The organism is Micromonospora sp. NPDC049529 (assembly GCF_055586685.1).
Map to the genome: position 1 here is coordinate 25,803 of NZ_JBVJHT010000029.1, position 23,027 is coordinate 48,829.

The window sequence follows — 23,027 nt, forward strand, 5'->3', positions numbered from 1 at the left end:
CCCGCACCTAGGCTGAAAGCGACTACCAAGCGTGACCGTCACGGGATGGGGACGGCGTCGTGACACTGGTTGCCGGGCTCGGCCGGTCGGGAAGGCACCTGGGTTACCTGCCCGCGCTCGACGGCGTACGGGCCGTGGCGGTGGCCGCGGTGCTCGCGTTCCACGGCGGGGTGGCACCGTGGCGCGGCGGGTTCCTCGGGGTGGACGCGTTCTTCGTGCTCTCCGGGTTCCTGATCACGTCGCTGCTGCTCGCGGAGCGGGCCCGGACCGGCCGGATCGCCCTGGTGGCGTTCTGGGGGCGCCGGGTCCGGCGGCTGCTTCCGGCCCTGCTGCTCCTGCTGAGCGTGGTGGTGGTCGTGGGGCGGTGGTTCACCCCCGCGACCGAGTTGGCGGCGCTGCGCATCGACACCCTCGCCGCGCTCGGTTACGTCGCGAACTGGCGGATGACGTGGCGGGGCGGTGACTACTTCGCCGACACGGCGGCGCCGTCACCGCTGCTGCACACCTGGTCGCTCGGTATCGAGGAGCAGTTCTACCTGCTCTGGCCGCTGGTGGTCGTCCTGGTCCTGACCCGTTTCCGACCCGTTGTCCTGCTCTGGACCGCGATCGTCGGGGCGGTCGGGTCCACCGCGACCGCCGCCGCTCTGTACGACCCGGCCGACCTCGACCGGGTCTACTACGGCACCGACAGCCGCGCCGCCGCGCTCCTGGTCGGCTGCGCCCTCGCCGCCCTGCTCACGCTGCGGGCCACCGATGGCCGGACCCGCCCGCCCGGCCACCATCGCCCGGTTGGCCGGCACGGACCGGTCTGGTTCCGGGTGTCCACCGTCGGCGCACTGCTCGCGGTCGCCGCCCTGTGGATCGGGGCGGACGGCAGCGACCCGTGGCTGTACCGGGGCGGGCTGCTGGCGGCGGCGGTCGCCGTCGCGGTCGTCATCGCGTACGCGGTCGAGCAGCCGGAATCCGTCCCCGCCCGGCTGCTGGCACTGCCGCCACTGGTCTGGCTGGGCCGGATCTCGTACGGCGTCTACCTGTGGCACTGGCCGCTGTTCGGCTGGCTCAACGGCGAGCGGACCGGCCTGTCCGGGCCGACCCTGTTCGCCCTCCGCTGTGCCGCGACACTCGGCGCCGCGATCCTGTCGTACCTCCTGGTCGAGCGCCCGATCCGCTACCGGACCCGGTCGGCGCCACGCCGCACGTCGTCGCCCCGCCGCCGGTTCGCCCCGGCCGCCCTGACCGGTGCCGCGCTCGCCACCGTGGCCGCCCTGACGATGACCGCGACCGCGCCCCAACCGCTACCGGAAACCCGGCAACCGGCCGCGGTCGCGGCCGCGCCGAACGCACCCCAGCCGGCCGGCCGCTCACCGCTGCGGCGAACCGGGCGCACCCCTGGCGCGCTGCCCAGGGTCGCCTTCTTCGGCGACTCGGTGGCCTGGTCACTCGGCACCTACCTGCCCCGGCAACCGAACCTCGCGGTGACCGTCCGCGCGGTCCAGGGCTGCGGGATCGCGCGCCTGCCGGACGTGCGCTACCTGGGCACCCCGCACACCAACTATCCGGGCTGCGACACCTGGGACGCCCGGTGGCGACGCGGCGTACAGGGCGACGACCCCGACCTCGCGGTCATCCTGCTCGACCGGTGGGAGCTGATGGACCGCCGACTCGGCAACGGTTACCAGCACGTGGGGCAGCCCGAGTTCGACACGTACCTGACCCGCGAGCTGGAGCTGGCGGTCGACACCGTTTCGGCCAGGGGCGCGCACGTGGTCCTGCTGACCGCCCCGTACACCCGGCGGGCGGAACGTCCGGACGGCGGCCTCTGGCCCGAGGACGAGCCGGAGCGGGTCGACGCCTGGAACCGGCTCCAGCGGGCGGTCGCGGCGGGCAGGTCCGGAAAGGTCAGCGTCGTCGACCTCAACCACCGGGTCTGCCCCGACGGCCGGTTCACCTGGAACGCGGGCAACATCCGGATCCGCAGCGACGGACTGCACTTCACCCCCGAGGGGGTGCAGGGCTGGATCGAGCCCTGGCTGATTCCGCAGCTCACCAAGCTCGCCACGGAGGGACCCGGCTGACCGTGTCAGCCGCTGATCGGCCGGAACCGCGCCCGCAGGCCGGTCGGTGCGAGCCGGCCGAGGAACTCCGGGTCGGCCGCCTCGGCGTTCGGCGACTCGACGGTGAAACGCTGGGCCAGACGCGAGGTGGCGAGCGTGAGCTGCCGCATGGTCAGTGCCGAGCCCAGGCAGACCCGTGGACCGGCCCCGAACGGCAGGTACGCCGAACCCGGTGCCGGCTGTCCGCCCAGCCACCGGCCGGGGTCGAACTCGTCCGGTCGCGGCCACCACCGTGGGTCCCGGTGGATCAGGTACGGATTCAGCAGCACGTCGTCGCCGGGGTGCAGCGACCACTTGCCCAGGCTGGTGGCCCTTCGGGCGGTGCGGGTCATCAGCCACACCGGCGGGTAGAGCCGGAGCACCTCCTTCACCACCGCCTCGGCCAGCGGAAGTCTCGCCGTCGGCAGGGCCTCGGCACCGGCCGGTCCGCCCGCCTCGGCGCGCAGGTCGGCGGCGAGCCGGGGCCGGCGGGCCAGCTCCCGGACGATGGAGCTGAGCGCGGCGGCGGGCACACCGTGGCCGCCCATCAGGATGCCGCGCAGGGTCGACATCACCGTGGAGTCGGGCATCTCCGGATGCACCCCGAGCAGCATGGAGAGCAGGTCACCCGGCGACGTCGCGTCCGCGCAGGCGCGTCGGCGCCGGACGATCCCGTACAGCGTGTCGATGGTGTGCCGGTGGGCCCGGAAGAAGCGGCGGTTGCGGCGCAGCGGCACCCAGGCGGGAAACTGGTACGACGTTCCCGAGAACGGCCGGGTGACGTCGAGGGCCTCGTCGAGCAGTTCGGGGATACCGCCGGAGTCGGACCCGAAGCAGTACTCGGAGATCGACCGGGCGGTGAACGTACGCGTCAGGGTGAGCACGTCACACTCGCGACCGGCTACCTCCCCGGTGACCGTGTCGAGGATCTCGACCGTCCGGCGGTCCGCCTCGGTCGCGCTGGAGTGGTTCAGCCCCGGCCACACGGTGCGGCGGGCGGACATCCAGGAGTCGCCCTGCTCGGCGGCCTGGTCGACGTCCCGTCGGGTGTCGAACGGAGCCAACTCGGTGAGGAAGTCGCGGTTGGTGCGGGCGAGCACGTCGTGGGTCAGCTCCGGGTCGATCACGAACACCGTGTGATCGTCGTACGAGAAGACGTCGCCGTACGCGTCGTGGTTGCGTCGGAGGAAACCGATCCGGTCGGCGTCGTACTCCGGGATGTTGCCCATCAGCCAGTGGCCGCGCGGACCTGGCGGCCGGTCGGCGTCCGCGGCGTTTGCCATCCGGACCTCCCCGAATAGAGAGAGTCACAGGATCCCGGGTGGGATCCTGTGACCGGTTCCTGTCTGCCGTTTCCTGCTGGAGTTCGCGCCCGTCGGTGGGCGCGGCGGCCTACTCGGGGTATCCGTAGAACCAGTACGGGTAGCGTCCGCTGACCTGCGGCTTGCCCATCAGGCGAGCCGTCACGTGTCGCAGCATCCGGGTCATGAGCACCTCCCACATCGATAGGGGACGATCATCTGCGCGGATGGTGTCATAGGCGGTTGCACCCATGCAACGGGCACCGGCGCGAGCCAGCATCGCGCGAACGCTCGGGAAATCGCCTCCCGAGACGCCCCCGGAAATGTGGCGGCGGTGTGCCCAGGGTTGCCTCGCGATCGGGTCGCAGCCGCCTGACCGGCGGGTACTCGGCGATGCGGCCCGCCCGACGGCCATGCGGCGACCGCCGTCGGTCGACCAGCGGGCCGGACCTCGACCGCACATGGCTCCCAAAAGGACTATCCCGCTGTCGCGGGCATGACCGTACGCATCAGTACAGGATCGCGTCGACCGTCACCGATGCCGCAGACGCCCCGGTCCCGTGGTCCCGTCGTCGGGCGGCCCGAGTCCGACGAGGCTGCCCGATAGGCTGCACAAATGATCGACTCGTACGCGGGAACCGATGATCTCGGGGTGGCGATAACTGCCGTACGTGCCGGCGCCGACGTGGTGCGCGCCATGTACGGTCAGCAACTCACGCGGGTGGACAAGGGTGGCGGAGACTTCGCCACGGCCGCTGACCTGGCAGCCGAGCAGGCGATCCTCGACGTGATCCGGGCGCAGCGGCCCGATGACGCGGTGCTCGGCGAGGAAGGCGGGCAGCAGGGCTCCGCCGACTCCGTACGCCAGTGGTTGGTGGATCCCCTGTGCGGCACACTGAACTACGCCGCCGGCACCATGCTGGTGGCCGTCAACGTGGCGCTGCGCGACGGGGCGGCGGCGGTGGCCGACCCGTTCAGCGGCGAGATCTTCTTCACCGACGGCAGGACCGCCGGGGTACGACACGACGGCGTCGACGCCCCGCTGACGCCCACGCCGGCCACCCAACTCGTGGACGTCGACCTGGACCCGCCGTTTCCGAACGCCCCCGGATTCCGGGCCGTGGACCTGCTGGCCCACCCCGGGTTCGTCCAGCGGTTCCGGCCCCGGGTGGTGTCCACGACGCTGGCGCTGACCTGGGTGGCGGCCGGCAGACGCGCCGCGTACGTGACCGACGGCGGTGACCTCTCCGGCAGTGTGCACTTCGCCGCGGGCATCGCCGTCTGTCGCGCCGCCGGCTGTGTGGTCACCGGCATCGACGGCGCCCCGATCGGACCGGCCGGACGCGGACTCGTGGTGGCCGCCGACGCCGAGACCCACAGCCAGCTGATGTCCCTGATCCGCGACTGATACGCGTTCCCGCTGGCGAAGGCCCACGGGGTGGCGCGTTCGACGAGGGTTCGATACGGTCCCGCCGTGAATCGTCGACCTGATCTGACCGCCCACAAGCGCGCCCTGGGAACCATGGCGATAGTCGCCGCTCTCCTCATCGCGGTGTTGTCGATGCCGGGCAACTCCGCTTCGATCGAGCCGTACATCCTCGCGTTTCTCCTGGTCCTGACGGGGATCGGGCTGCGTATCGAGGTGGCGATCAACGAGTCCCGGATCTAGCCGACCCGACCTCCGAGTTCAGCGGCTGGGTCTGGTAAGCGAAACCATCGCGCCAGCGTTGGCCGCCCATCTCTTTGCCGTGACCGTCGAGACCAGGTCCTAGTCCGAAGGCCGCCGGTCCGTCGATGATGCGGTGCCTGGGGCGAACGGCGGCTTCGTCCGCGCTCCGACACGCCGCTTAGCCGATCTGCGAACCGCCAGGATCACCACCGATATGACGATGACGATCAGCAGCTCGACGACCTGACCCAGGGGCCAGTAGAGGGCCAGCAACCAGCGCGCCGCCCCCTCCAGCGGCGTCGGCGAGGGTCCGCCGAACCGGTCCAGGAGATTCACGGGTACGTCGACGAACAGCGCGCTGTCGGGTAGGTCGACCAACCGGCGCTGACTGCCATCGGCCCGGAAGGTCCTGAGGTCGACGCCACCCACGGTCCACCAGTCGGTCTCCGACCAGTTCGGGTCGTTCGGATCCTTGACCGCGCCCTTCTCCGGGGCGTAGACAGCGACGACCGCGGCATCGTCGCGCTGCCAGCCGAGCATGCGGGCGGCCAGTCCCCGAGCCGGGGCCAGGCGCGGCCCGTCGGCGGGTTGGCCGGTGTCGGCGTCCACGTACTGGACCTGGAACAGCCGCTGGGCGAGGCTCCTCTCATCGCAGGTCTCGCCCTCCTCGCAGCCGCCCACCGTGTAGGTGGCGATCCGCTTGCCGTCGGGCAGCCAGGCGCCGGGCCCGGCGAGGCGGTCGCGTGCGGTGAGGTCGACCAACTTCCGGACGGAGTTGCCGGCTACGTCGATGACACTGAGGGCGTCTTCGGCGGCCACCGCAATCCGCGCACCGTCCGGGGAGAACGCCGCGAAGTTGCCGACCCGCATCCGGCCCTCGACCTCGGGCAGTGGGCGGGCCTGACCGGTTTCCAGGCTGAGCAGCCGCAGGTCACCGACCTGGTAGCTGTCCAGCGGGGGTGAGTGCAGCAGGATCGAGCGACTGTCCGGCGTCCACCCCATCGGGGAGCCTCCGTCGTACTGGACCACCTCGCCGGTTACCAGGTCGACCACGGCGGTCTGATCCTGGGCCCACTGGGATCCCTCGATCCACGGCTGACTGGCCAGGTACCGGCCGTCCGGCGAGAGCAGAAGGCCGCCCGCGCCAGCGGTGGTCTCACCCACCGTACGGGCAAGGCGGTAACTGCCGTTCTGCCCGACGAGCAGGCTGCGACCCTCCCAGCCCCAGATGTCGCTTCCTCGTAGTTCATGGTCTCCGGCGACGAGGATCGCGGCCGGTCCGGGTGGCGCCTCGACGACGGTGTCCTCGCCGGTCAGCGGAGAGTAGACAGCCGATGGCACCACCGGCCGGGGCGGGTCGGCGGGAGCGATGCCCTGTCCCCCTTGGTGGCCGAACAGCAGGAAACTCCCCGCGAGCGCCACGACCACCGTCAGTACGCCACCGGTGAGGCGGATCCGGCGGCGGCGGATGCCCTTGCGCCACGTGTCGGGGGGAATCCGTGCCGGCCGGGCCTGATCGGCGATGCGGGCCAGGACGTCGGTCAAGGGTGGTTCGGTCATGAGTCCGCCCCCATCAGATCGGCCAGTTCTGGCGCGAGGGTGCGCAGGCGGGCCAGCCCGTCTCGAACCTGGCTCTTGACGGTGCCCACCCGGCAGCCGAGGACCGCCGCGGTCTCGGCCTCGGTCAGGTCCTCGAAGTACCGCAGGATCAGGGCCGCGCGCTGGCGTGGGCCGAGTCTGGCCAGGGCCCGCTGTACGGCGACCGTCACGCTCACCTGGTCGGCGTAGTCCGGCACCGGCTTGTCTGCGCCGACCGACGTCACCGGACCCACCCGTCGCGCCTGCCGCCACCAGGAGACGTGCTGGTGGTAGAGCACCTTGCGGACGTACGGGTCGGGGCTGCCCTCCATCACCACCCGCTGCCAGCGACCGGCAACCCGCAGGAACGTCTGCTGGACCAGGTCCTCGGCCAGGTGATGGTCGCCGGTGAGCAGGAAGGCTATTCGTGACAAAGCCGCCGTACGGGCCTGCACGTACGCTTCGAACGACGGTCTGTCGGCATCCACACGCCACCTCCTGCTCACTTACACGCTGCCGCCGCCCACTTTGGAGGGACCAGTTTCCATCCTGTACGCGACCGGTACGGTGGCGTGCAAATCGACTCGCTCGCCCTGGCTAGGACGTCGCCAAGCGCCTGCCGGAGATCGCGTTCGGCCTCGCCCCACCGCGCACGTCGCCCGGCATCGACCTTCTCCTCAACACTCCGCTGCTTGAGTCGCTGGTACTCGTCGTACCCGACAAGCACGCGCGGGCAGGTGTTGCTCGGCGTGACTGCCCGCGAACTCGTCCGATGAATCGTGCGGGATGCGAGGGGTTTGGCTACTTCCTCCAGCTGACAACCGCCAACTCATTGACAGACGTCCGATGTTTCGGGAACATTATCGAGTCATTTCAATCTCTCGAACCTCCACCGCCTGTCGCCCGGGGGCCGTTGTGTGGGGTGCGCGCGCAGGAGAGGACGTCATGCGATCAACAATCCGGATAGGACTGTCGTTGCTCGTCGCGATGGCGGCGATGGTCGTCATCGCACCGGCACCGGTCGCCGCCGCACCGGGCGACAACTATGTCGTCGACGACGCGTTGAGCGGATCACGTACCCGATGGTTCGACGAGGCGCGGTTCGGCATGTTCATCCACTTCGGGCCGTACGCCGTCTACCAGGGCCAGTACGGGACGTGTCGCGAGGTCGAGTGGATCAAACGGCAGTGCAACATCCCGTGGAGCGACTACGAGGCCAAGGCCGCCACCTTCAACCCCGCGTCGTTCGACGCGAACGCGATCGTGCAGATGGCCAAACAGGCAGGCCAGAAGTACATCGTCGTCACCTCCAAGCACCACGACGGGTTCGCCATGTGGCCCACCCGCGTCAACCGGTGGAACCTGCGCGACCACTCCGGTTTCTCCCGCGACCTCCTGCGTGAACTCAAGGACGCCGCGACCGCCAACGGCATCAAACTCGGCTTCTACTACTCGATCTGGGACTGGCACGACCCGGACTTCGTCGCGAACTTCCCGGCGTACGTCACCAAGATGAAGGCGCAACTACAGGAACTCGTGACCAACTACGACCCCGCGCTGCTCTGGTTCGACGGCGAGTGGACCGAGACCAACCCCACCAACCCGTGGTCGGAACAGAACGGCGAGGATCTGGAGCGGTTTGTCCGCGGCATCTCACCCCAGGTCATCATCAACAACCGGGTCGGCAAGCGCCGCCCCGTCGACGGCGACTACGGCACACCCGAGCAGGCCCTCGCCGGCTCCCCGCCATCGGCACAGTTGCAGGAAACCTGCATGACCATCAACAACACCTGGGGGTACGCGGCCTGGGACACCAACTTCAAGTCACCGACCCAACTCGTACGCGACCTGGCCAGCGTGACGAGCAATGGCGCCAACATGCTGCTCAACATCGGCCCGACCCCCAGCGGTACGGTCACGGCGGGACAGTCCGGTGCCCTGAACGGCGTCGGCACCTGGATGGCCACCAACGGCGCGGCCATCACCGGCACGGGCTACACGGGTCTGGTCGGCACGCCCGCCTGGGGCAAGGTCACCCGCAAGGGCAACAAGCTCTATCTCATCGTCAACAACTGGGCCACGACCCTGCATCTCAGCCAGCGGTCGCCGTTCACGGTCACGGGCGCTCGGGTGCTCGGCAGCGCGTCACCGGTGACCGTGCGCGCCGCCGGTGACGGCTACGACTTCCTGCCGAGCGGCGGCGCCACCAACGCCATCGCCACCGTCATCGAAGCCGACATCACCACCCCCGCACCCACGGCGGTCGGCACCGGTTCCGGCCTCAAGGCGGAATTCTGGAACAACACCACCTTCACCGGTACGCCAGCGGTCACCCGCACGGATTCGACCGTCAACTACGCCTGGCGCTTCAGTGGCTCCCCAGCCCCCTCGATCGGCACCGACAACTTTTCCAGCCGCTGGACCGGCTCGATCGAGACGCGGTACTCCGAGCGGTACACCTTCACCGCCGTATCGGACGACACGGTCCGGCTGTGGATCGACGGGCAACTCGTCATCGACAACGCCACGCCCCACGCACCCGCCGTTGACCAGGGCAGCGTCACACTCGCCGCCGGCCGTCACGACATCCGCCTGGAGCAGACCGACCAGGGCGGCTCGGCGTACATGAAGCTCATCTGGAGCAGTCCCAACACACCCGCCCAGATCGTGCCACGGTCGCAGCTCTATCCCGCCACCAGCACGGTCCAGCGGTTCAACGACAGCGTGGCGACATACAGCACCGGCTGGGCCGTCAGCAGTGCGCGCGGCTTCGGCGACTACAACGACGACGTGCACTACACGACCACCAACGGCGGGTCGTTCACCTACACCTTCAACGGCACCGGCATCGACTACCTGTCGGAGCGCTACTCCGATCAGGGTCTGGTGGACATCTACCTTGACGGCGTCCTCCGAGCCACGGTCGACACCAGCAGCAGCACCCGCCTGACCCAGCAGGTCATCTACAGCGTCCGTGGACTACCACAGGGTTCGCACACTCTGCGCGGTGTCAAACGATCGGGCGCGTACATGCTCGTGGACCGCTTCGACGTAGTCGTGCAGTAGCGAAGGCGGCCGGCGGGGTCGCACGGCCCTGCCGGCTCCTCTCCCCGAGCGGCACGGACCGACCGATCCCGCCAACTGGGCCGGGCCTGACCGGTTCAACGCCTCGGCCGGGCCCCGATCCCGATGCTCGATCGAGTGCTGCGGCGTGAGCGAATCATCTCTGCCGACAAGATCGATTGCGACCGTGATCCGCAGGCGGCGCAGTGCTCGCACAATCGCTGCGCGGCCCGCTACTCGTACCGGTACTTCAGGGAGTCCGCCTCCGCCTGCTCGATATCAGCGATCGTCAGCTCTGGCATCCGCAGCTGGGCCAGCGTCACCTCGGCCGAGGTCGGCTGGGCGTCGACCGGCAACCACTGCTCCGGCTTCCAGGCCCCGCTGCGCAGCAGCGACTTGGGGCAGTGGGGGTAGACCTCCTCGATTCCCAGCACCAGTGCGCTGGCCGGCGGCTTGCCCACGGCGGTCAGCTGCGACAGCAGATCCGGGCGGGTGGAGACGCAGGCCCGGCCGTTCACCCTGAGTGTCGTGGGGCGTCCCGGGATGATGAAGAGCAGCCCGGCCCGCCCGGTGGCGATGACGTTCTCCAGGGTGTCCAGACGTTTGTTGCCGGTCGCGTCCGGTATCGCCACCGTCCGTGCGTCCAGGACGGCGACGAAACCGGGGGGACCGCCACGCGGGGAGACGTCACAGTTGCCCTCGGCGTCCACGCTGGCGACCAGGACCAGCGAGGAGCAACCGATCAACCGCCGGGTCTGCTCGGTGAGTTCGGTCATCTGCTTCCGCACGGCCGCGTCGCCGGGGAGTTCGTACGCTCGGCGCAGCGCCTCCTGGTCGGGCACGGCGTCGAGGCGCAGCGAGTCGAAGGCACTGTCGGCGTGGGCTGGTGTCATGCCACCCGACCCTAACGGACCGACCTGGCTCACGACCTGATCAGATCGCGCACCTGCCAGAGCCTTGGCGCAGGTTCAGAAGTGACGTTGAATGGTGTCCGGTCATTCGTCGCCCTACGACCGCCCGGACTGCTACTCCATTCCGTGGTGAGGATGGAGTAGAGCAGGGAGTCCCGCCATGCGCCACCGGTGTGGACATGGTCGCGGAGGTGGCCTTCGTACTGCATTCCGAGTCGTTTTGCCACGGCGACGGATGCCGCATTCTCAGGGCCGATGGCGGCGGTGATGCGGTGTAGGCCGAGCTGGTCGAAGCCGAAGGAGATGAGGGTGCGTGCGGCGTCCGTGGCGTAGCCGTGGCCCCGCCGTCGTGGCATCATGACCTCGGCTGTGGGAGTCTCCCGAGTGGCTCATCGCTCCACTCCGTCCCGCGCTGCACGGCCCCTCGCGTCCCGCCTGGAGGTGCGTCGCCTGCGGCACTGCTGGCCTTGTCTCACCCGGCGGCGCCAGTTGAAGGAGTTGTGCCAGTGCGATCCTGACGTCTTCCGCCGCTACATTGCCCCCTACCTCAACCATGCCCGGACCGAGCTGACCGGCTGACCGCCGAGCAGATCGATGAGCGCTTTCTGGACTGGTTCGGTCGGCCGCTCCCGCGCGGTCCGGGCGGGTCCGATCCGCGACGGTCAGATCGTGGGGATTCACCGGCAACAGACTGGTGTGGGGTGGGCGACGACGACGATGCTGGCGCCGACCGGCTCCGCGACCGGGTCGCCGCCTTCCTCGGGCGGCACGACCCGCACGGCGGCCGGCTCGAATTCCTGCGGGCCCGGTTCGACGCCGGCCTCGCCTGGGTGCACCACCCGGTCGGTCTCGGCGGTCTCGGCGCACCCCGGCACCTGCAACCGGTGGTCGACGACGCGTTCGCGCGGGCCGACGCACCGGACAACCAGCCCCGACGCAACGACACCGGCCTGGGCATGGCGGCACCGACCCTGCTCCGGCACGGCACCCCGGCCCAGCGTGACCGTTTCCTGCGCCCACTCTGGACCAGCGAGGAGATCTGGTGCCAACTGTTCAGCGAGCCGGGCGCCGGCTCCGACCTGGCCGGCGTCACCACCCGGGCGGTACGCGACGGCGACGACTGGCTGGTCACCGGGCAGAAGGTGTGGACCTCGACGGCGCACCGGGCCCGGTGGGGCATCCTGCTCGCCCGTACCAATCCCGAGCTGCCCGAACACCGGGGAGGCGGAGTTCAACGAGGTGTTCCTGACCGACGTACGGCTGCCCGACGCGCTGCGCATCGGCGCCGTGGGGGAGGGCTGGCGGGTGGCCCGGACGACGCTGATGAACGAGCGGGTCTCGATCGGCGGCGCCCCGATGCCCCGCGAGGGCGGCATGATCGGCGTGCTGGCCCGTACCGAGACCGAAGAGGCGCTCGGGAGAGCGTACGGGCGTTGCTCGCCGCGTACTGCCCGTGGTCGGCGGTACTGGCCCGGATCGACGACGGCTCCGAACCGTACGACCTCGGGCTGTGGCGGCGGCTCACCACGGCATCCCGACCGCCTCCTGACGTCTTCGTTCACGCCGAAGAGGTCACGGCTCGCTCACCTCCGCCGTACCGGACGTCAGCGGTGTTGGCGACGCCATTCGGTTTCCCGTGCGGCGTGGCTGCGGGCCTCCTCGCGGACCGCGGCGTGCAGGGCGCGTCGGGACTCGGCGAAGACGGCGAGTTCGGTGAGGACCAGGGCGAGGCTGATCGCGGTGAGCAGGGCCAGGGCGGCCAGCGCGGGCAGCCGGGCGGCGACGGGCAGCAGGCCCCCGAGCAGGAGGATCGTGGTCACCCGCGTCCAGGAGACCGTCCGCAGCGTACGCAGTTGGAAGCCGAGGTGTCCGAGGAGGAAGAGGATCGCCCCGCCGTAGAGCAGGTAGAGGGCGAGCCCGCGCAGCGGCTCGTGCATGGTGGCCGGGTTGCCGGTCGCCCGGAGCAGTTTCTCGCCCCCGAGGGAGAGCAGGATGATGCCGGCGATCATCGGCAGGTGCAGGGAGTTGTAGGCGTCCCGGGCGAGGGCGACCCGGGCGGCTCCCTGGAGTGTGTGCAGGACCTGTTCGGCGGCGAGGGCGACCAGGTCGAAGTAGTTCCACCAGAGGCAGACGGTGAGCACGATGCCGAGCAGCGCCGCGCCGATCAACGGCCAGGTGACCGTCGGGCCGACCTCCCGGGCGCCGGTTCCGACCGAGATGATCGCCTCGCCGAAGGCGATCGTCGTGATCAGCGCGTACCGCTCGGCGCAGTGTGCGGCGGAGGGGATGGTGAAGCCCCGGAAGCCGACGGCGAAACTCGACGCGTACTCGATGATCACGGCGAGCGACCAGAGTGCGACCCGGAAGTCGAACCGGGCCGACTCGTCGACGAGGTGCTCCGGGAGCAGCGCGGCGGCAACCAGCAGCAGGGTCGCGACCAGCGTGGGTACGGTGATCCGGACGAGCTGGTGGCGCAGCACCGGGTTCTTCTGGGCGGCGTACCAGAACACCGTCAGGTGCAGGGCGCGGACGAGGAAGTAGCAGACGGCGAAGACCAGTGGGGCGGAGAGCGTTCCGGGTTTCTCGGCGAACGCCCCGGGAATGGTCAGGCTGGCGACGAAGATGATCGCCATCGCGGCGAACAGGACGACGGGCATGATGCCCGCGTCCGTACGGACGCTGTTGCCGGTCATGACGTAGGAGCACCAGCACCACCAGAGCAGCGACAGGACCAGCAGTCCGCGCAGGAGTCCGGCGAGGGTGAAGTCCTCGGAGGTCGACCGGGCCATGTTGAAGAACGCGTAGACGAACACCAGGTCGAAGAAGAGTTCGATCCGGGTGACCTTGCTGCCCTCGGAGAGCGGGCTGAAGCGCCATCGCCGCCAGCGCTCGCCCACAGCCCTCACTCCGCCAGTCTGTCAACCGGAAGGAGCGCCCGATCGCACACTGAGTCTTGCGTCGGATGGCCGTTTAGGGCGTACGCGGGGCCGCAGAGGCTTTCGGGGCTGTTTACGACCGGCTGCTCGGTTCGGCCGTCGAGGGACGTTTTCGTGGTCGACCTGCCGGGACGGGACGGGTCGGGGGTGGGACGGTACGGGCCCGCCCCACCCCCGAAGCGGGTCAGCTCGCCTGCAACGTCACGTCGTCGACGACGAAGCTGGTCTGCAGGGAGGAGTCCTCGGTGCCGGTGAACCGCAGGGTGACGGTCTGTCCGGCGTACGCGCCGACGTTGAACGTCCGCAGCTGGTAGCCGGCGGCGGCGTTCAGGTTGGAGTACGTGACCAGGGTGGTGCTGTTCACCTGCACGGTGAGCCGGTCGTACACGGTGGACGAGGTGGTCTCGGCCGTGTCGATGTGCAGGTAGAAGCCGAGCGTGTACGTCGAACAGCCGGCCGGCACGGTCACCGACTGGGTCAGCGTCTCGGTACGGGTGGTGCCGTTGCCACCGAGCCACGCCTTGTACGAGCCGCCGTGCGCCGGCTGGCTGGCCGAGTTGGTGATCACCCCGGAGGTGGCGGTCCACGGGGTGGTGCCGCTCTCGAAGCCACCGTTGCCGACGACCTGTCCGCCGGTGCAGCTGCCGCCACCGGTGACGGTGACGGTGTACGTGGCGGTCCGGGTGACCGAACCCGTACCGGTGACGGTGATGCTGTAGGTGCCGGTCGCCGCGCTGGCCGAGGCGGCGACGGTCACGGTGGCCGAGGCGCCGGAGGTGACCGACGACGGGCTGAACGACACCGTCACGCCGGAGGGCGCGCCGGAGGCGGAGAGGCTGACCGTCTGGGCGCTACCGGAGGTGGTGGCCGTGGACACCGTGGCGCTGGTCGAACCGCCGAGGGCGACGGTGCCGCTGGTCGGGGCGACGGCGACCGAGAAGTCGTTGGTCGGGGTGCCGGTGCCGACGGCGAGCTGCCAGATCGCGTACGCGATGCCGTCCGCACTGCGGTTGAGGACGGTGGCGCTGATGTTGCTGGTGTTGTCGCAGGCGCGGTGGTAGCAGGGGTCGTACGCGGCTCCGGAGGTGCCGCCCCACTTGCTGGCCTGGGTGGCGGTCTTGCGGGCGCTGGCACCGGCGGCGTATCCCGACGTCTGGATGCCGCCCTGCTGGAACGAGTAGTCGTCGGAGCGGCCCTGGCCCTCGACGTTCTCCTCCGGCTGGAGCCCGAGCGAGTCCCAGTACGCCTTCAGCGGCGCGGCCGTGGCCGACGTGATCCGGTTGATGAAGTACCCGCCGTTGGTCGAGCCGACCATGTCGAAGTTGTAGTACCCCTTGATGTAGCCCCGCTGGGTCGTGGTCAGCGACCGGACGTAGAAGTCGGAGCCGTTGAGGCCCTGCTCCTCGTCGGTCCACCAGGCGAACCGGACCCGCTTGGTCATGGTCGGGTTCTGCTGGGCCAGGACCAGCGCGTTCTCCAGCAGCGCGGACGAGCCGGAGGCGTTGTCGTTGATCCCCGGCCCGGCCGAGACGCCGTCGAGGTGGGCGCCGAACATGACCACCTGGTCGGCCGGTCCACCGGGCCACTCGGCGATCAGGTTGTTCGACGGGTAGGTGCAGTCCGTACAGCGCTGTTCGGTGACGGTGTAGCCGGCACTTTGGAGCCTGCTCTTCACGTACGCGGCCGAGGCGGTGTAGCCCGCGGATCCGGCCCGGCGGTTGCCGCCGTTCGAGGTGGCGATCGTGTTGAACTGGGTCAGGTGCGCCTGGACGTTCGCGACCGCGATGTCCGGCGCCGCCAGCACCGACACGGGCGGTGCGACGAGCGGGACCGCGCCGGATGCGGTCGGCGGGGACGCGGACGCCGGCTGCGCGACCGGCGTCACCGTCAGCCCGGTGAAGACGGCGAGCGCCACTGCGGTGATCAGCGTTCTGCGTCTCATGGAGACTCCTTGGTGGAGATCGGCGGACGGTCCACCCGGTAGGGCCGGACCCCGTCGGATCGGCTGGGGGTACGGGGTCGGCGCGGCTCCGCTGGGGAGCGCGCCGTCCACCGGGTGAGACAATCGCACGCGTCAATGTAATAGGTCAACAACCGTCCGTGCGGGGTATCCGCCGATCCGGGCGGGTCAGCTCGGGAGGTCCCGTGACAGCTTCCGCCACCGACGACGCCACCCGAGGTGACGGCGCGGCCACCGCCTCCGCCCCGCCCGGCGGGACGCCGGAATCGGTGCTGCCGGAGTTGCGCGCCACCTGGTGGGAGAGCGGCATCCGGGCGCGGGTCGACGCCGGTCTGCTCGCCGTCTTCGCCGAGTTGCCCCGCCTGGTCGGCCGGGCGGTCCGGATCAGCTGGCGGGCCGACCGGATCCGTACCTCGGTTGTCGCCGTCACCACGATCGGCGCCGGGGCGATGGCGACGTTCGGGCTGCTGGCCACCCAGCGGGTGCTGGTGGAGCTGTTCGCGGGCGGTCCGACGCCGGACCGGGTGACCGCCGCACTGCCCGCGCTCGCCCTGCTCGCCGCGGCGACCGCGATTCGCGCCGGCCTGGGCATCGCCACCGGGTACGCCCAGAACGGCCTCACCCCTCGGGTCGGCCGTGCGGTGGAGCGCGGCCTGTTCGAGGTCACCACCCTGGTCCGGCTGGACGCCTTCGACGAGGACGCGTTCGCCGACGACATGGAACGCGCCTCCCGGGGCACGAATTCGGCGATCGCGCTGGTGCAGGGGGCGATGAACCTGCTGGCCGGGCTGGTGAGCCTGCTCGCCGTGACGGTCGCGGTGATCGTGATCCATCCGCTGCTGCTCATCGCGCTGCTGGTCGCGACCCTGCCGAACGCGTGGGGGTCGCTGCGCGCCGGGCAGCAGCGGTACCAGACCTACATCGCCGGCTCGGTCCGCCGCCGCCGGTTGTGGATCCTGCACCGGCTGATGGCCGAGCGCGCCTCCGCCCCGGAACTGCGCTCGTACGGGCTGCGCCGGTTCCTGCTCGACCAGTACGACCGGGTGATGGGGGTGGAGACCGACATCCAGATCGCGCTGGCCCGGAAGGTCACGACCACCACCAGCATCGGGTCGGTGAGCGGTGGGCTGGCCACCGCCGTGGTGTACGTCCTGCTCGGTCTCCTGCTCGTCGAGGGGCAGATCCCGCTGGCGGCGGCAGCGGCCTGCGTGATCGCGGTGCAGGCCGCCCAGCGGTCGTTGGGCACGGTCACCGTCCAGGTCGACCGGATCTACAGCGACGGCCGGCACTTCGGTGACTACACCGGCTTCATGACGCGGGCGCAGACCTATCTGCCCGCCGCAGGTGGCGGCACGCCCGTGACCCGGTTGGCGGAACTGGCCGTGCGCGGGGTGAGCCTGCGGTATCCGGAGCGGGTCGACCCGGCGGTGGACGACGTGACGCTGACGATCCGGGCCGGCGAGACGGTGGCGTTCGTCGGGGAGAACGGGTCGGGCAAGACCACCCTGGCCGCGATGATCGCGGGCCTGCGGGTACCGAGCGGGGGCCGCATCGAGTGGAACGGCCGGCCGCTGGGGGAGTGGGACCAGGACGGACTGCGGGCCCGGATCGCCGTGGTGACCCAGGAGTACTACAAGTGGCCGTTCACCGTGGCGACCAACATCGCCATCGGGGACACCGACACCGAACCCCGGCAGGACCGGATCGAGCGGGCCGCGCGACGCGCCGCCGCCGACGAGATGATCCGCGACCTGCCGCACGGGTACGAGACCCTGCTGGACCGTACGTTCGCCAACGGGCAGGACCTCTCTGGTGGACAGTGGCAGCGGGTCACGGCGGCGCGCGGGTTCCTCCGCGAGGCCGAGCTGCTGATTATGGACGAGCCCTCCTCGGCCCTGGACCCGCGCGCCGAGGAGGCGCTCTTCCAGGCGATCCGGGACCGGCGGGGCCGGGTGACCACGATCCTGATCACCCACCGGCTGGCCAACGTCCGGCACGCCGACCGGATCTTCGTCCTGGACCGGGGCGCCCTGGTCGAGTCCGGCAGCCACGACGAACTGGTCTCCGCCGGTGGCCGGTACGCCGATCTGTTCGCGTTGCAGGCCGCCGGCTACCGGGCGTCCGACCCGGCGCCCGGGAGTAGCGCCCGTGTCCGCCGTTGACGGGTAGCTCGCGGGACTCCTACTATTAGCACTGTGAATGCATATTCTGGCGGGGGGTCGAGGTGACGTCCGCCGGACTGGACCTGGCTGGCGCCGGGGTGGTGGTGACCGGAGCCGGCTCCGGCATCGGCGCCGCCCTCGCCACCCGGTTCGCCGCCGCCGGTGCCCGGGTGGTCGTCAACGACCTCGACGCCACCGCCGCCCGCACCGTCGCCGAGCGGATCGGCGGCCACGCCGTACCCTGCGACGTCGCCGATCGGGCCGAGGTGGGCCGGCTGGTCGACATCGCGTACGAGCGGCTCGGCCGGATCGACCTGTTCTGCGCCAACGCCGGGGTGGCACCCAGCGGCGGGGTGGATGCCGACCTCGACGGCTGGGACCGCGCCTGGCGGGTGAACGTACTCGCCCACGTGCACGCCGCTCGCGCGCTGCTGCCGTACTGGCTGCCGGCGGGGCGGGGACGGCTGCTGGTCACCGCCTCGGCGGCCGGGCTGCTCACCATGCTCGGCAACGCCCCGTACTCGGTCAGCAAACACGCGGCACTCGGCTTCGCCGAATGGCTGCGCGTCACGTACGCCCACCGGGGCATCACCGTCCAGGCGCTCTGCCCGCAGGGCGTGCGTACGCCCATGCTCGCCGCCGGCGGCGGCACCGGTGCGAGCCTGCTCGACGCCGACGCGCTCGACCCCGAGCAGGTGGCCGACTGCGTGGTGGAGGCACTGCGCGGCGACGGGTTCCTGATCCTGCCGCACCCCGAGGTCGCCACCTTCTACGCCCGACGGGCCGCCGACCCGGACCGTTGGCTGGGCGCGATGAACCGCGTACAGCAGGGCCTCGACGCGGCGACGGACGGCCGGTGACCCGACCGACGCGCCCGGACGGCCCACCGCCCGGCGCGGTGCTGCCCGGACTCGACCTGCGCCGGTTGCGCGACCACCTCGATCGGACCGCGCCCGACCTGGTCGGCGGCCCGCTGCGCGGCGAGGTGCTGGCCGGCGGCAAGTCCAACCTCACCTACCTGGTGACCGACGGCCGGACCCGGTTCGTGGTCCGCCGACCACCGCTGGGACACGTCCTCGCCACCGCCCACGACATGGGCCGTGAATACCGGGTGCAGCGGGCCCTGGCACCCACCCCGGTCCCGGTGCCGCAGGTGCTGCTGCACTGCGCCGACCCGGACGTCATCGGCGCCCCGTCCTACCTCGTGCGACACGTCCCGGGCCGGGTCTACCGGGTACCGACCGAACACTCTACGTGCATGATCTTGCCCCGGTCACCGGGGACGGAGGGGGAGTGGCGCGATGGGCCAGGCCGACGTACCGGCTCGGGTCGACGGCCGGACCGCACGCGCGGAACGGACCCGGGCGGCGATCGTCGAGGCGCATCTCGCGCTCATCACCGAGGGGGACCTCCGGCCGACCGGGGAGCGGATCGCCGACCGGGCCGGGGTGTCGCTGCGTACGCTCTGGACGAACTTCAAGGACATGGAGACGCTCTTCGAGGCCAGTGGCGAGCGCCTGCTCCGGGAGCAGGACGCGGCGTACCGGCCGATCGCGCCGGATCTGCCGCTGGCCAAGCGGGTCGACGCCTACTGTCGGCAGCGCGCCCGGCTGCTCCAGCTGATCGCCCCGTCGGCGCGGGCCGCGCAGATGCGTGAACCGGTCTCCGCCCAGCTGCACCGCAACCGGCTCAAACACATCGACCGGGTACGCGACGAGGTGCTCGACCTGTTCGCCACCGAGCTCGACCGGGCCGGGGCCGGTCGGGACGAGCTGGTCAACGCCCTGGTGGCGGCGAGCATGTGGCCGGCCTGGTCGATGCTGCGCGACGGGTTGGGGCTGGGGGTCGACCGGGCCCGGGCGGTGATGACCCGTACGGTGCTGGCCCTGTTGACCGACCCGAGGCTGTCCTGACGGCAGACCCGGCCCGACGCTCGCGTCGTCCCTCTTTCCAACTCGTTACCGATAGGTAACACTGGATCCATGGTTACTGCATCGAGAGTGCAAATAACCCCCCCCCACCGGACCGGTTCGCGCTGTCCGTGGCCGTACACGGCCTGCTCGACGACCCGACCAGCGAGCGGGAGCGGCTGCGCCGCGCGGTCCACCTCGCCGCAGCGGCGGGTTGTCCCGATCCGTTCCCCGCCGCCGACCCGCAGCGGGCCACCGCCGGTGGCGCGGGGGGCTACCGGACCGCGTCGGCGGCGCCGGAGCGGGCCGCGCACCTGACCACGGTGACCGAGGCGCTGACCGCGCAGCAGTTGCGGATCGCCCGGTTGGTGGCCGACGGCGCGACCAACCGCGAGGTCGCCGCCCGGCTGTTCCTGTCCACCCGTACGGTCGACCACCACATGCGCAACATCTTCGGCCGGCTCGGTATCCGGTCCCGAATCGACCTGGTACGCGCCCTGTCGTAGCGACAGCGGACGCCACGACGGCCCGTACCGGGCGACCGGACGGGCCATCGGGCCGGGCGGGGGATTTCGACGGTGCTTCGTGCCGGTCGGGGCGGTGCCCGGTCAGCGCACCGGGGGACGGTTGTACGACCTGAGCGCCCAGAGGTAGCCGAGCACCGCGATGGCGACACACCAGGCGCCGGCGACGGCCGCACTGTTGCCGATCGAGGATCCGGTCAGCAGTCCCCGCAGGGTCTCGATGATCGGCGTGAACGGCTGGTACTCGGCGAACCAGCGCAGTCCGACCGGCAGCGAGTCGGTGGGTACGAACCCACTGCCGAAGAACGGCAGGAGCAGCAGGAAGGACGGGGTGTTGCTCGCGCTCTCGACAGTCTTGGCCGCCATGCCCATGGCGACGGCCAGCCAGGTGATCGCCAGGGTGACCAGCGCGAGCAGCCCGATCGCGGCGACCCACTCGACCGGGTTGGCGGCGGGCCGGAACCCGATCAGCAGCGCGACGCCGACCACCACCGCGATCGCGATCACGGTCTGGATCATGGCGCCGACGACGTGTCCGGTCAGTACGGCCGCACGGGAGATCGCCATCGTACGGAAGCGGGCGACGATCCCCTCGGTCATGTCCATGGCGATCGAGATCGCCGTTCCCTGCGCCGTACCGGCGATGGTGATCAGCAGGATGCCGGGGACGAGGTACGTCAGGTACTCCGCCCGGCCGCCCGTGGGGCCGCCGAGTCCCGCGCCCATCGTGCCGCCGAACACGTAGACGAACAGGAAGAGGAAGACCAGCGGCCCCCCGACGACGAACATGGTCAGGCTGGGGTAGCGCACCATCCGCTTGAGGTTGCGCCGCAGCATGGTCGCCGAGTCGCGTGCGGCGTAGGAGAGGGCGGTCATCGTACGATCTCCGTTTTCTGGTCGGTCCGACCGGTGAGCGAGAGGAACACGTCGTCGAGATCGGGTGTGTGCAGCGAGAGTTCGTCGACCTCCACCGAGTCCCGGTCGAGCCGGTCGAGCACCGTCCGCAGTGACCGGAAGCTGCCGTCGGTCGGCACCCGCAGGCTGAGGTCGTCGTCGTCGCGGGTGGACCCGGCGAGGCTACGGGCGGCGGTGTCGAGCCCTGCGGCGTCGGCGAACCGCAGTTGCACGTGTCCGCCGGGAACCAGGGCCTTGAGCTCCTTCGGGCTGCCCTGGGCGACCAGCTTCCCGTGGTCGAGCACGGCGATCCGGTCGGCGAGCTGGTCCGCCTCCTCCAGGTACTGGGTGGTCAGGAAGATGGTCACCCCTTCGGCGACCAGCCCCCGGATGATCTGCCACATGGTGCGTCGGCTGCGCGGGTCGAGTCCCGTGGTCGGCTCGTCAAGGAAGATCACCCGAGGGTGGCCGACCAGGGTCATCGCGAGGTCGAGCCGGCGACGCATTCCGCCGGAGTAGGTCGAGACAGGCTTCCCGGCGGCCTCGACCAGGTCGAACCGGTCGAGCAGGTCGGTGACCAGGCGGCGTCCGGCCGGCCGGGCCAGATGACGCAGGTCGGTCATCAGCCGCAGGTTCTCCGCACCGCTGAGCAGGTTGTCGACCGCCGAGAACTGGCCGGTCAGCCCGATCACCGCGCGTACCGCGTCGGGGTCGCGGGCCAGGTCGTGACCCATGATCCGGGCCTCGCCGCCGTCGGCCCCGAGCAGTGTGGACAGGATCTGCACCATCGTGGTCTTGCCGGCACCGTTCGGACCGAGCAGCGAGAAGATCGTGCCCTCGGGTACGTCCAGGTCGATCCCGTCGAGTACGACGTGCTTGCCGAACGCCTTGCGCAGGCCGGCGATCGCGATCGCCGATCCGGGTGTGTTCATCGCGAATCCTCCGTGGGGGTCGTGTCGTCGGTTCGGGTCGTCCCTCCGGACCGACCGCCGCCCTGTTTCCGGGCAGGGGCCATCGCCCGCGGCCGGTGCCGGATCTGCGGCTCGGCGGCGGGAAGGAGCGGGGGACGGGTGGGGAAGTGCGGGGGAGTCAGAAGCGTGGGTGGGTCACTCGGTGGGCGCGTTGGTGGAGCGGCGGATCAGGATGTCGCCGGAGTAGGCGCGGGCGCGTACCTCGACGGTCTCGTCGGACGTGGCGGGGCCGTCGGAGGTGTCCAGGTCGTTGCGGACCCGGCCGGCCAGGGACTTCACGTCGAGCCAGGCGGCCGTACCCCGGCGGATGCCGACCTCCAACCCGCCGGAGGCGGATTCGATCACCACCGTGCCGCGGACGACCTCGCCGATGCGGATGTTGCCGTTCGCGGACTTGGCGGTCACCGCGCCGAGTGCCCGGCCCACGGTGATGTCCCCGTTGGCCGCGTTCGACCGCAGATCGCCGGTGACCTCGCCGATACTGATGTCACCGTTGGAGTTCTTCACCACCGCGTGACCGCCGACGCCCCGGATCTCCACATCGCCGGAGTGCGTGGTGATCTGGGTGTCGCCCGCCGCGTGCCCCACCGTGATCCGTCCGCTGCTGGTGTGCGCGTGCAGTGCGGCGGTACGGTCCAGCCCGATGTTGCCGAGACTGGTCTTGACCCGGCACTCGCCGAGTTGGCCGTCGGCGTGGAAGTCCGCCATCGACGCGGAGGCGCGTACGTCCGAGCCGGTCGGCAACTCGACGGTCAGATCCACCGACCCGAACTTCTTGCTCAGCAACGTACGCAGTTTCGGTGTCTTGACCAGCAGCTTGCCGTCGGTGAACTCGATCCGCGTCTGTTCGGCCGCCTTCACGTCCTGCTCGTTGGAGCGGTCGCTCGGCTGGACCTCGACCACGGTCTCGGCACGGTCGCTCGTGATGATCCGGGCGTCGCCGACGACGAGGTCGATCGTCGCGGAGATCGGGCCCGGGGTGTCGAAAGTAGGCATGGCGGTGCCCTCCTGGCGGGTCTGGTAGGTGCCCTCGGGTGGGGCGGGTGGTGGTGCGT

General features: G+C 70.6%; 18 protein-coding genes and 2 pseudogenes. 10 read left to right on the plus strand and 10 right to left on the minus strand.

All coding sequences use genetic code 11. The features are described from left to right. Positions 1-59: 59 nt before the first annotated feature. Positions 60-2,075: a DUF459 domain-containing protein gene (locus ACZ6QQ_RS34105; RefSeq protein WP_465881945.1), complete on the plus strand. Its 2,016-nt coding sequence runs from the start codon at positions 60-62 to the stop codon at positions 2,073-2,075. A gap of 5 nt (positions 2,076-2,080) precedes the next feature. Here the strand turns inward: ACZ6QQ_RS34105 and ACZ6QQ_RS34110 are convergent, their stop codons facing one another. Then, a complete protein-coding gene (locus ACZ6QQ_RS34110; protein WP_465881947.1) occupies positions 2,081-3,376 on the minus strand; it encodes a cytochrome P450 in 1,296 nt (431 codons plus the stop codon). A 634-nt stretch (positions 3,377-4,010) separates the two neighbouring features. Between ACZ6QQ_RS34110 and ACZ6QQ_RS34115 the strand changes: the two genes are divergently transcribed. Further along, positions 4,011-4,802, plus strand: a complete 792-nt coding sequence (locus ACZ6QQ_RS34115; RefSeq protein WP_465881948.1) for an inositol monophosphatase family protein — start codon at positions 4,011-4,013, stop codon at positions 4,800-4,802. Positions 4,803-4,868: 66 nt separating this feature from the next. Continuing rightward, a complete protein-coding gene (locus tag ACZ6QQ_RS34120; RefSeq protein WP_465881950.1) occupies positions 4,869-5,063 on the plus strand; it encodes a hypothetical protein in 195 nt (64 codons plus the stop codon). Positions 5,064-5,162: 99 nt separating this feature from the next. Here the strand turns inward: ACZ6QQ_RS34120 and ACZ6QQ_RS34125 are convergent, their stop codons facing one another. Both ACZ6QQ_RS34125 and ACZ6QQ_RS34130 read right to left on the minus strand, forming a co-directional pair. After that, positions 5,163-6,623, minus strand: coding sequence for a hypothetical protein (locus ACZ6QQ_RS34125; RefSeq protein WP_465881951.1), 1,461 nt, complete (start codon positions 6,621-6,623; stop codon positions 5,163-5,165). Then, positions 6,620-7,129, minus strand: a complete 510-nt coding sequence (locus ACZ6QQ_RS34130; RefSeq protein ID WP_465881952.1) for a SigE family RNA polymerase sigma factor — start codon at positions 7,127-7,129, stop codon at positions 6,620-6,622. The genes ACZ6QQ_RS34125 and ACZ6QQ_RS34130 overlap by 4 nt, the downstream gene beginning before the upstream one ends. Positions 7,130-7,586: 457 nt before the next feature. Between ACZ6QQ_RS34130 and ACZ6QQ_RS34135 the strand changes: the two genes are divergently transcribed. Beyond that, a complete protein-coding gene (locus ACZ6QQ_RS34135; protein ID WP_465881954.1) occupies positions 7,587-9,707 on the plus strand; it encodes an alpha-L-fucosidase in 2,121 nt (706 codons plus the stop codon). Between the two features lie 230 nt (positions 9,708-9,937). Here the strand turns inward: ACZ6QQ_RS34135 and ACZ6QQ_RS34140 are convergent, their stop codons facing one another. Both ACZ6QQ_RS34140 and ACZ6QQ_RS34145 read right to left on the minus strand, forming a co-directional pair. Then, complete coding sequence (locus ACZ6QQ_RS34140; protein WP_465881955.1) at positions 9,938-10,597, minus strand: MSMEG_1061 family FMN-dependent PPOX-type flavoprotein; 660 nt, start codon at positions 10,595-10,597, stop codon at positions 9,938-9,940. A 29-nt stretch (positions 10,598-10,626) separates the two neighbouring features. Next, complete coding sequence (locus ACZ6QQ_RS34145; protein WP_465881957.1) at positions 10,627-10,974, minus strand: GNAT family N-acetyltransferase; 348 nt, start codon at positions 10,972-10,974, stop codon at positions 10,627-10,629. A gap of 597 nt (positions 10,975-11,571) precedes the next feature. Between ACZ6QQ_RS34145 and ACZ6QQ_RS34150 the strand changes: the two are divergent. Further along, positions 11,572-11,772: pseudogene (locus tag ACZ6QQ_RS34150) on the plus strand (acyl-CoA dehydrogenase family protein); the annotation flags it as partial. A gap of 447 nt (positions 11,773-12,219) precedes the next feature. Here ACZ6QQ_RS34150 and ACZ6QQ_RS34155 read toward each other — a convergent pair. Next, positions 12,220-13,521: a low temperature requirement protein A gene (locus tag ACZ6QQ_RS34155; protein ID WP_465881959.1), complete on the minus strand. Its 1,302-nt coding sequence runs from the start codon at positions 13,519-13,521 to the stop codon at positions 12,220-12,222. Positions 13,522-13,735: 214 nt separating this feature from the next. Continuing rightward, positions 13,736-15,493 carry a M28 family peptidase gene (locus ACZ6QQ_RS34160; RefSeq protein WP_465881961.1) on the minus strand — a complete coding sequence of 586 codons (1,758 nt, stop codon included), beginning with the start codon at positions 15,491-15,493 and terminating at the stop codon, positions 13,736-13,738. A gap of 287 nt (positions 15,494-15,780) precedes the next feature. On the opposite strand from ACZ6QQ_RS34160, the gene ACZ6QQ_RS34165 reads away from it, so the two are divergent. The 5 genes and pseudogenes from ACZ6QQ_RS34165 to ACZ6QQ_RS34185 all read left to right on the plus strand — a co-directional run bounded on the left by ACZ6QQ_RS34165 (position 15,781) and on the right by ACZ6QQ_RS34185 (position 20,089). Continuing rightward, positions 15,781-17,673, plus strand: coding sequence for an ABC transporter ATP-binding protein (locus ACZ6QQ_RS34165; protein ID WP_465882042.1), 1,893 nt, complete (start codon positions 15,781-15,783; stop codon positions 17,671-17,673). Positions 17,674-17,750: 77 nt separating this feature from the next. After that, on the plus strand, positions 17,751-18,533 hold the full coding sequence (locus ACZ6QQ_RS34170; RefSeq protein ID WP_465882044.1) for an SDR family oxidoreductase: 783 nt from the start codon (positions 17,751-17,753) through the stop codon (positions 18,531-18,533). Next, positions 18,530-18,907: pseudogene (locus tag ACZ6QQ_RS34175) on the plus strand (phosphotransferase); the annotation flags it as partial. The gene ACZ6QQ_RS34170 and the pseudogene ACZ6QQ_RS34175, both read left to right, overlap by 4 nt. Before the next feature lie 67 nt (positions 18,908-18,974). After that, positions 18,975-19,586 carry a TetR/AcrR family transcriptional regulator gene (locus ACZ6QQ_RS34180; RefSeq protein WP_465881962.1) on the plus strand — a complete coding sequence of 204 codons (612 nt, stop codon included), beginning with the start codon at positions 18,975-18,977 and terminating at the stop codon, positions 19,584-19,586. Positions 19,587-19,714: 128 nt separating this feature from the next. Continuing rightward, positions 19,715-20,089 (plus strand): helix-turn-helix transcriptional regulator, encoded by a 375-nt coding sequence (locus tag ACZ6QQ_RS34185; protein ID WP_465881964.1) that lies wholly within the window; start codon positions 19,715-19,717, stop codon positions 20,087-20,089. 102 nt (positions 20,090-20,191) lie between these two features. Here the strand turns inward: ACZ6QQ_RS34185 and ACZ6QQ_RS34190 are convergent, their stop codons facing one another. The 3 genes from ACZ6QQ_RS34190 to ACZ6QQ_RS34200 all read right to left on the minus strand — a co-directional run bounded on the left by ACZ6QQ_RS34190 (position 20,192) and on the right by ACZ6QQ_RS34200 (position 22,968). Next, positions 20,192-20,983 carry an ABC transporter permease gene (locus ACZ6QQ_RS34190; protein WP_465881965.1) on the minus strand — a complete coding sequence of 264 codons (792 nt, stop codon included), beginning with the start codon at positions 20,981-20,983 and terminating at the stop codon, positions 20,192-20,194. Next, a complete protein-coding gene (locus ACZ6QQ_RS34195; RefSeq protein ID WP_465881967.1) occupies positions 20,980-21,933 on the minus strand; it encodes an ATP-binding cassette domain-containing protein in 954 nt (317 codons plus the stop codon). The genes ACZ6QQ_RS34190 and ACZ6QQ_RS34195 overlap by 4 nt, the downstream gene beginning before the upstream one ends. Positions 21,934-22,107: 174 nt before the next feature. Further along, positions 22,108-22,968 (minus strand): DUF4097 family beta strand repeat-containing protein, encoded by an 861-nt coding sequence (locus ACZ6QQ_RS34200; protein ID WP_465881969.1) that lies wholly within the window; start codon positions 22,966-22,968, stop codon positions 22,108-22,110. Between the last annotated feature and the right edge of the window lie 59 nt (positions 22,969-23,027).

Coding starts and splice junctions, on each gene's coding strand:
- ACZ6QQ_RS34110 (WP_465881947.1), bottom strand. CDS start 3,376: ATGGCAAACGCCGCGGACGCCGACCGGCCGCCAGGTCCGCGCGGCCAC.
- ACZ6QQ_RS34115 (WP_465881948.1), top strand. CDS start 4,011: ATGATCGACTCGTACGCGGGAACCGATGATCTCGGGGTGGCGATAACT.
- ACZ6QQ_RS34125 (WP_465881951.1), bottom strand. CDS start 6,623: ATGACCGAACCACCCTTGACCGACGTCCTGGCCCGCATCGCCGATCAG.
- ACZ6QQ_RS34135 (WP_465881954.1), top strand. CDS start 7,587: ATGCGATCAACAATCCGGATAGGACTGTCGTTGCTCGTCGCGATGGCG.
- ACZ6QQ_RS34140 (WP_465881955.1), bottom strand. CDS start 10,597: ATGACACCAGCCCACGCCGACAGTGCCTTCGACTCGCTGCGCCTCGAC.
- ACZ6QQ_RS34145 (WP_465881957.1), bottom strand. CDS start 10,974: ATGATGCCACGACGGCGGGGCCACGGCTACGCCACGGACGCCGCACGC.
- ACZ6QQ_RS34160 (WP_465881961.1), bottom strand. CDS start 15,493: ATGAGACGCAGAACGCTGATCACCGCAGTGGCGCTCGCCGTCTTCACC.
- ACZ6QQ_RS34180 (WP_465881962.1), top strand. CDS start 18,975: ATGGGCCAGGCCGACGTACCGGCTCGGGTCGACGGCCGGACCGCACGC.
- ACZ6QQ_RS34190 (WP_465881965.1), bottom strand. CDS start 20,983: ATGACCGCCCTCTCCTACGCCGCACGCGACTCGGCGACCATGCTGCGG.
- ACZ6QQ_RS34195 (WP_465881967.1), bottom strand. CDS start 21,933: ATGAACACACCCGGATCGGCGATCGCGATCGCCGGCCTGCGCAAGGCG.
- ACZ6QQ_RS34200 (WP_465881969.1), bottom strand. CDS start 22,968: ATGCCTACTTTCGACACCCCGGGCCCGATCTCCGCGACGATCGACCTC.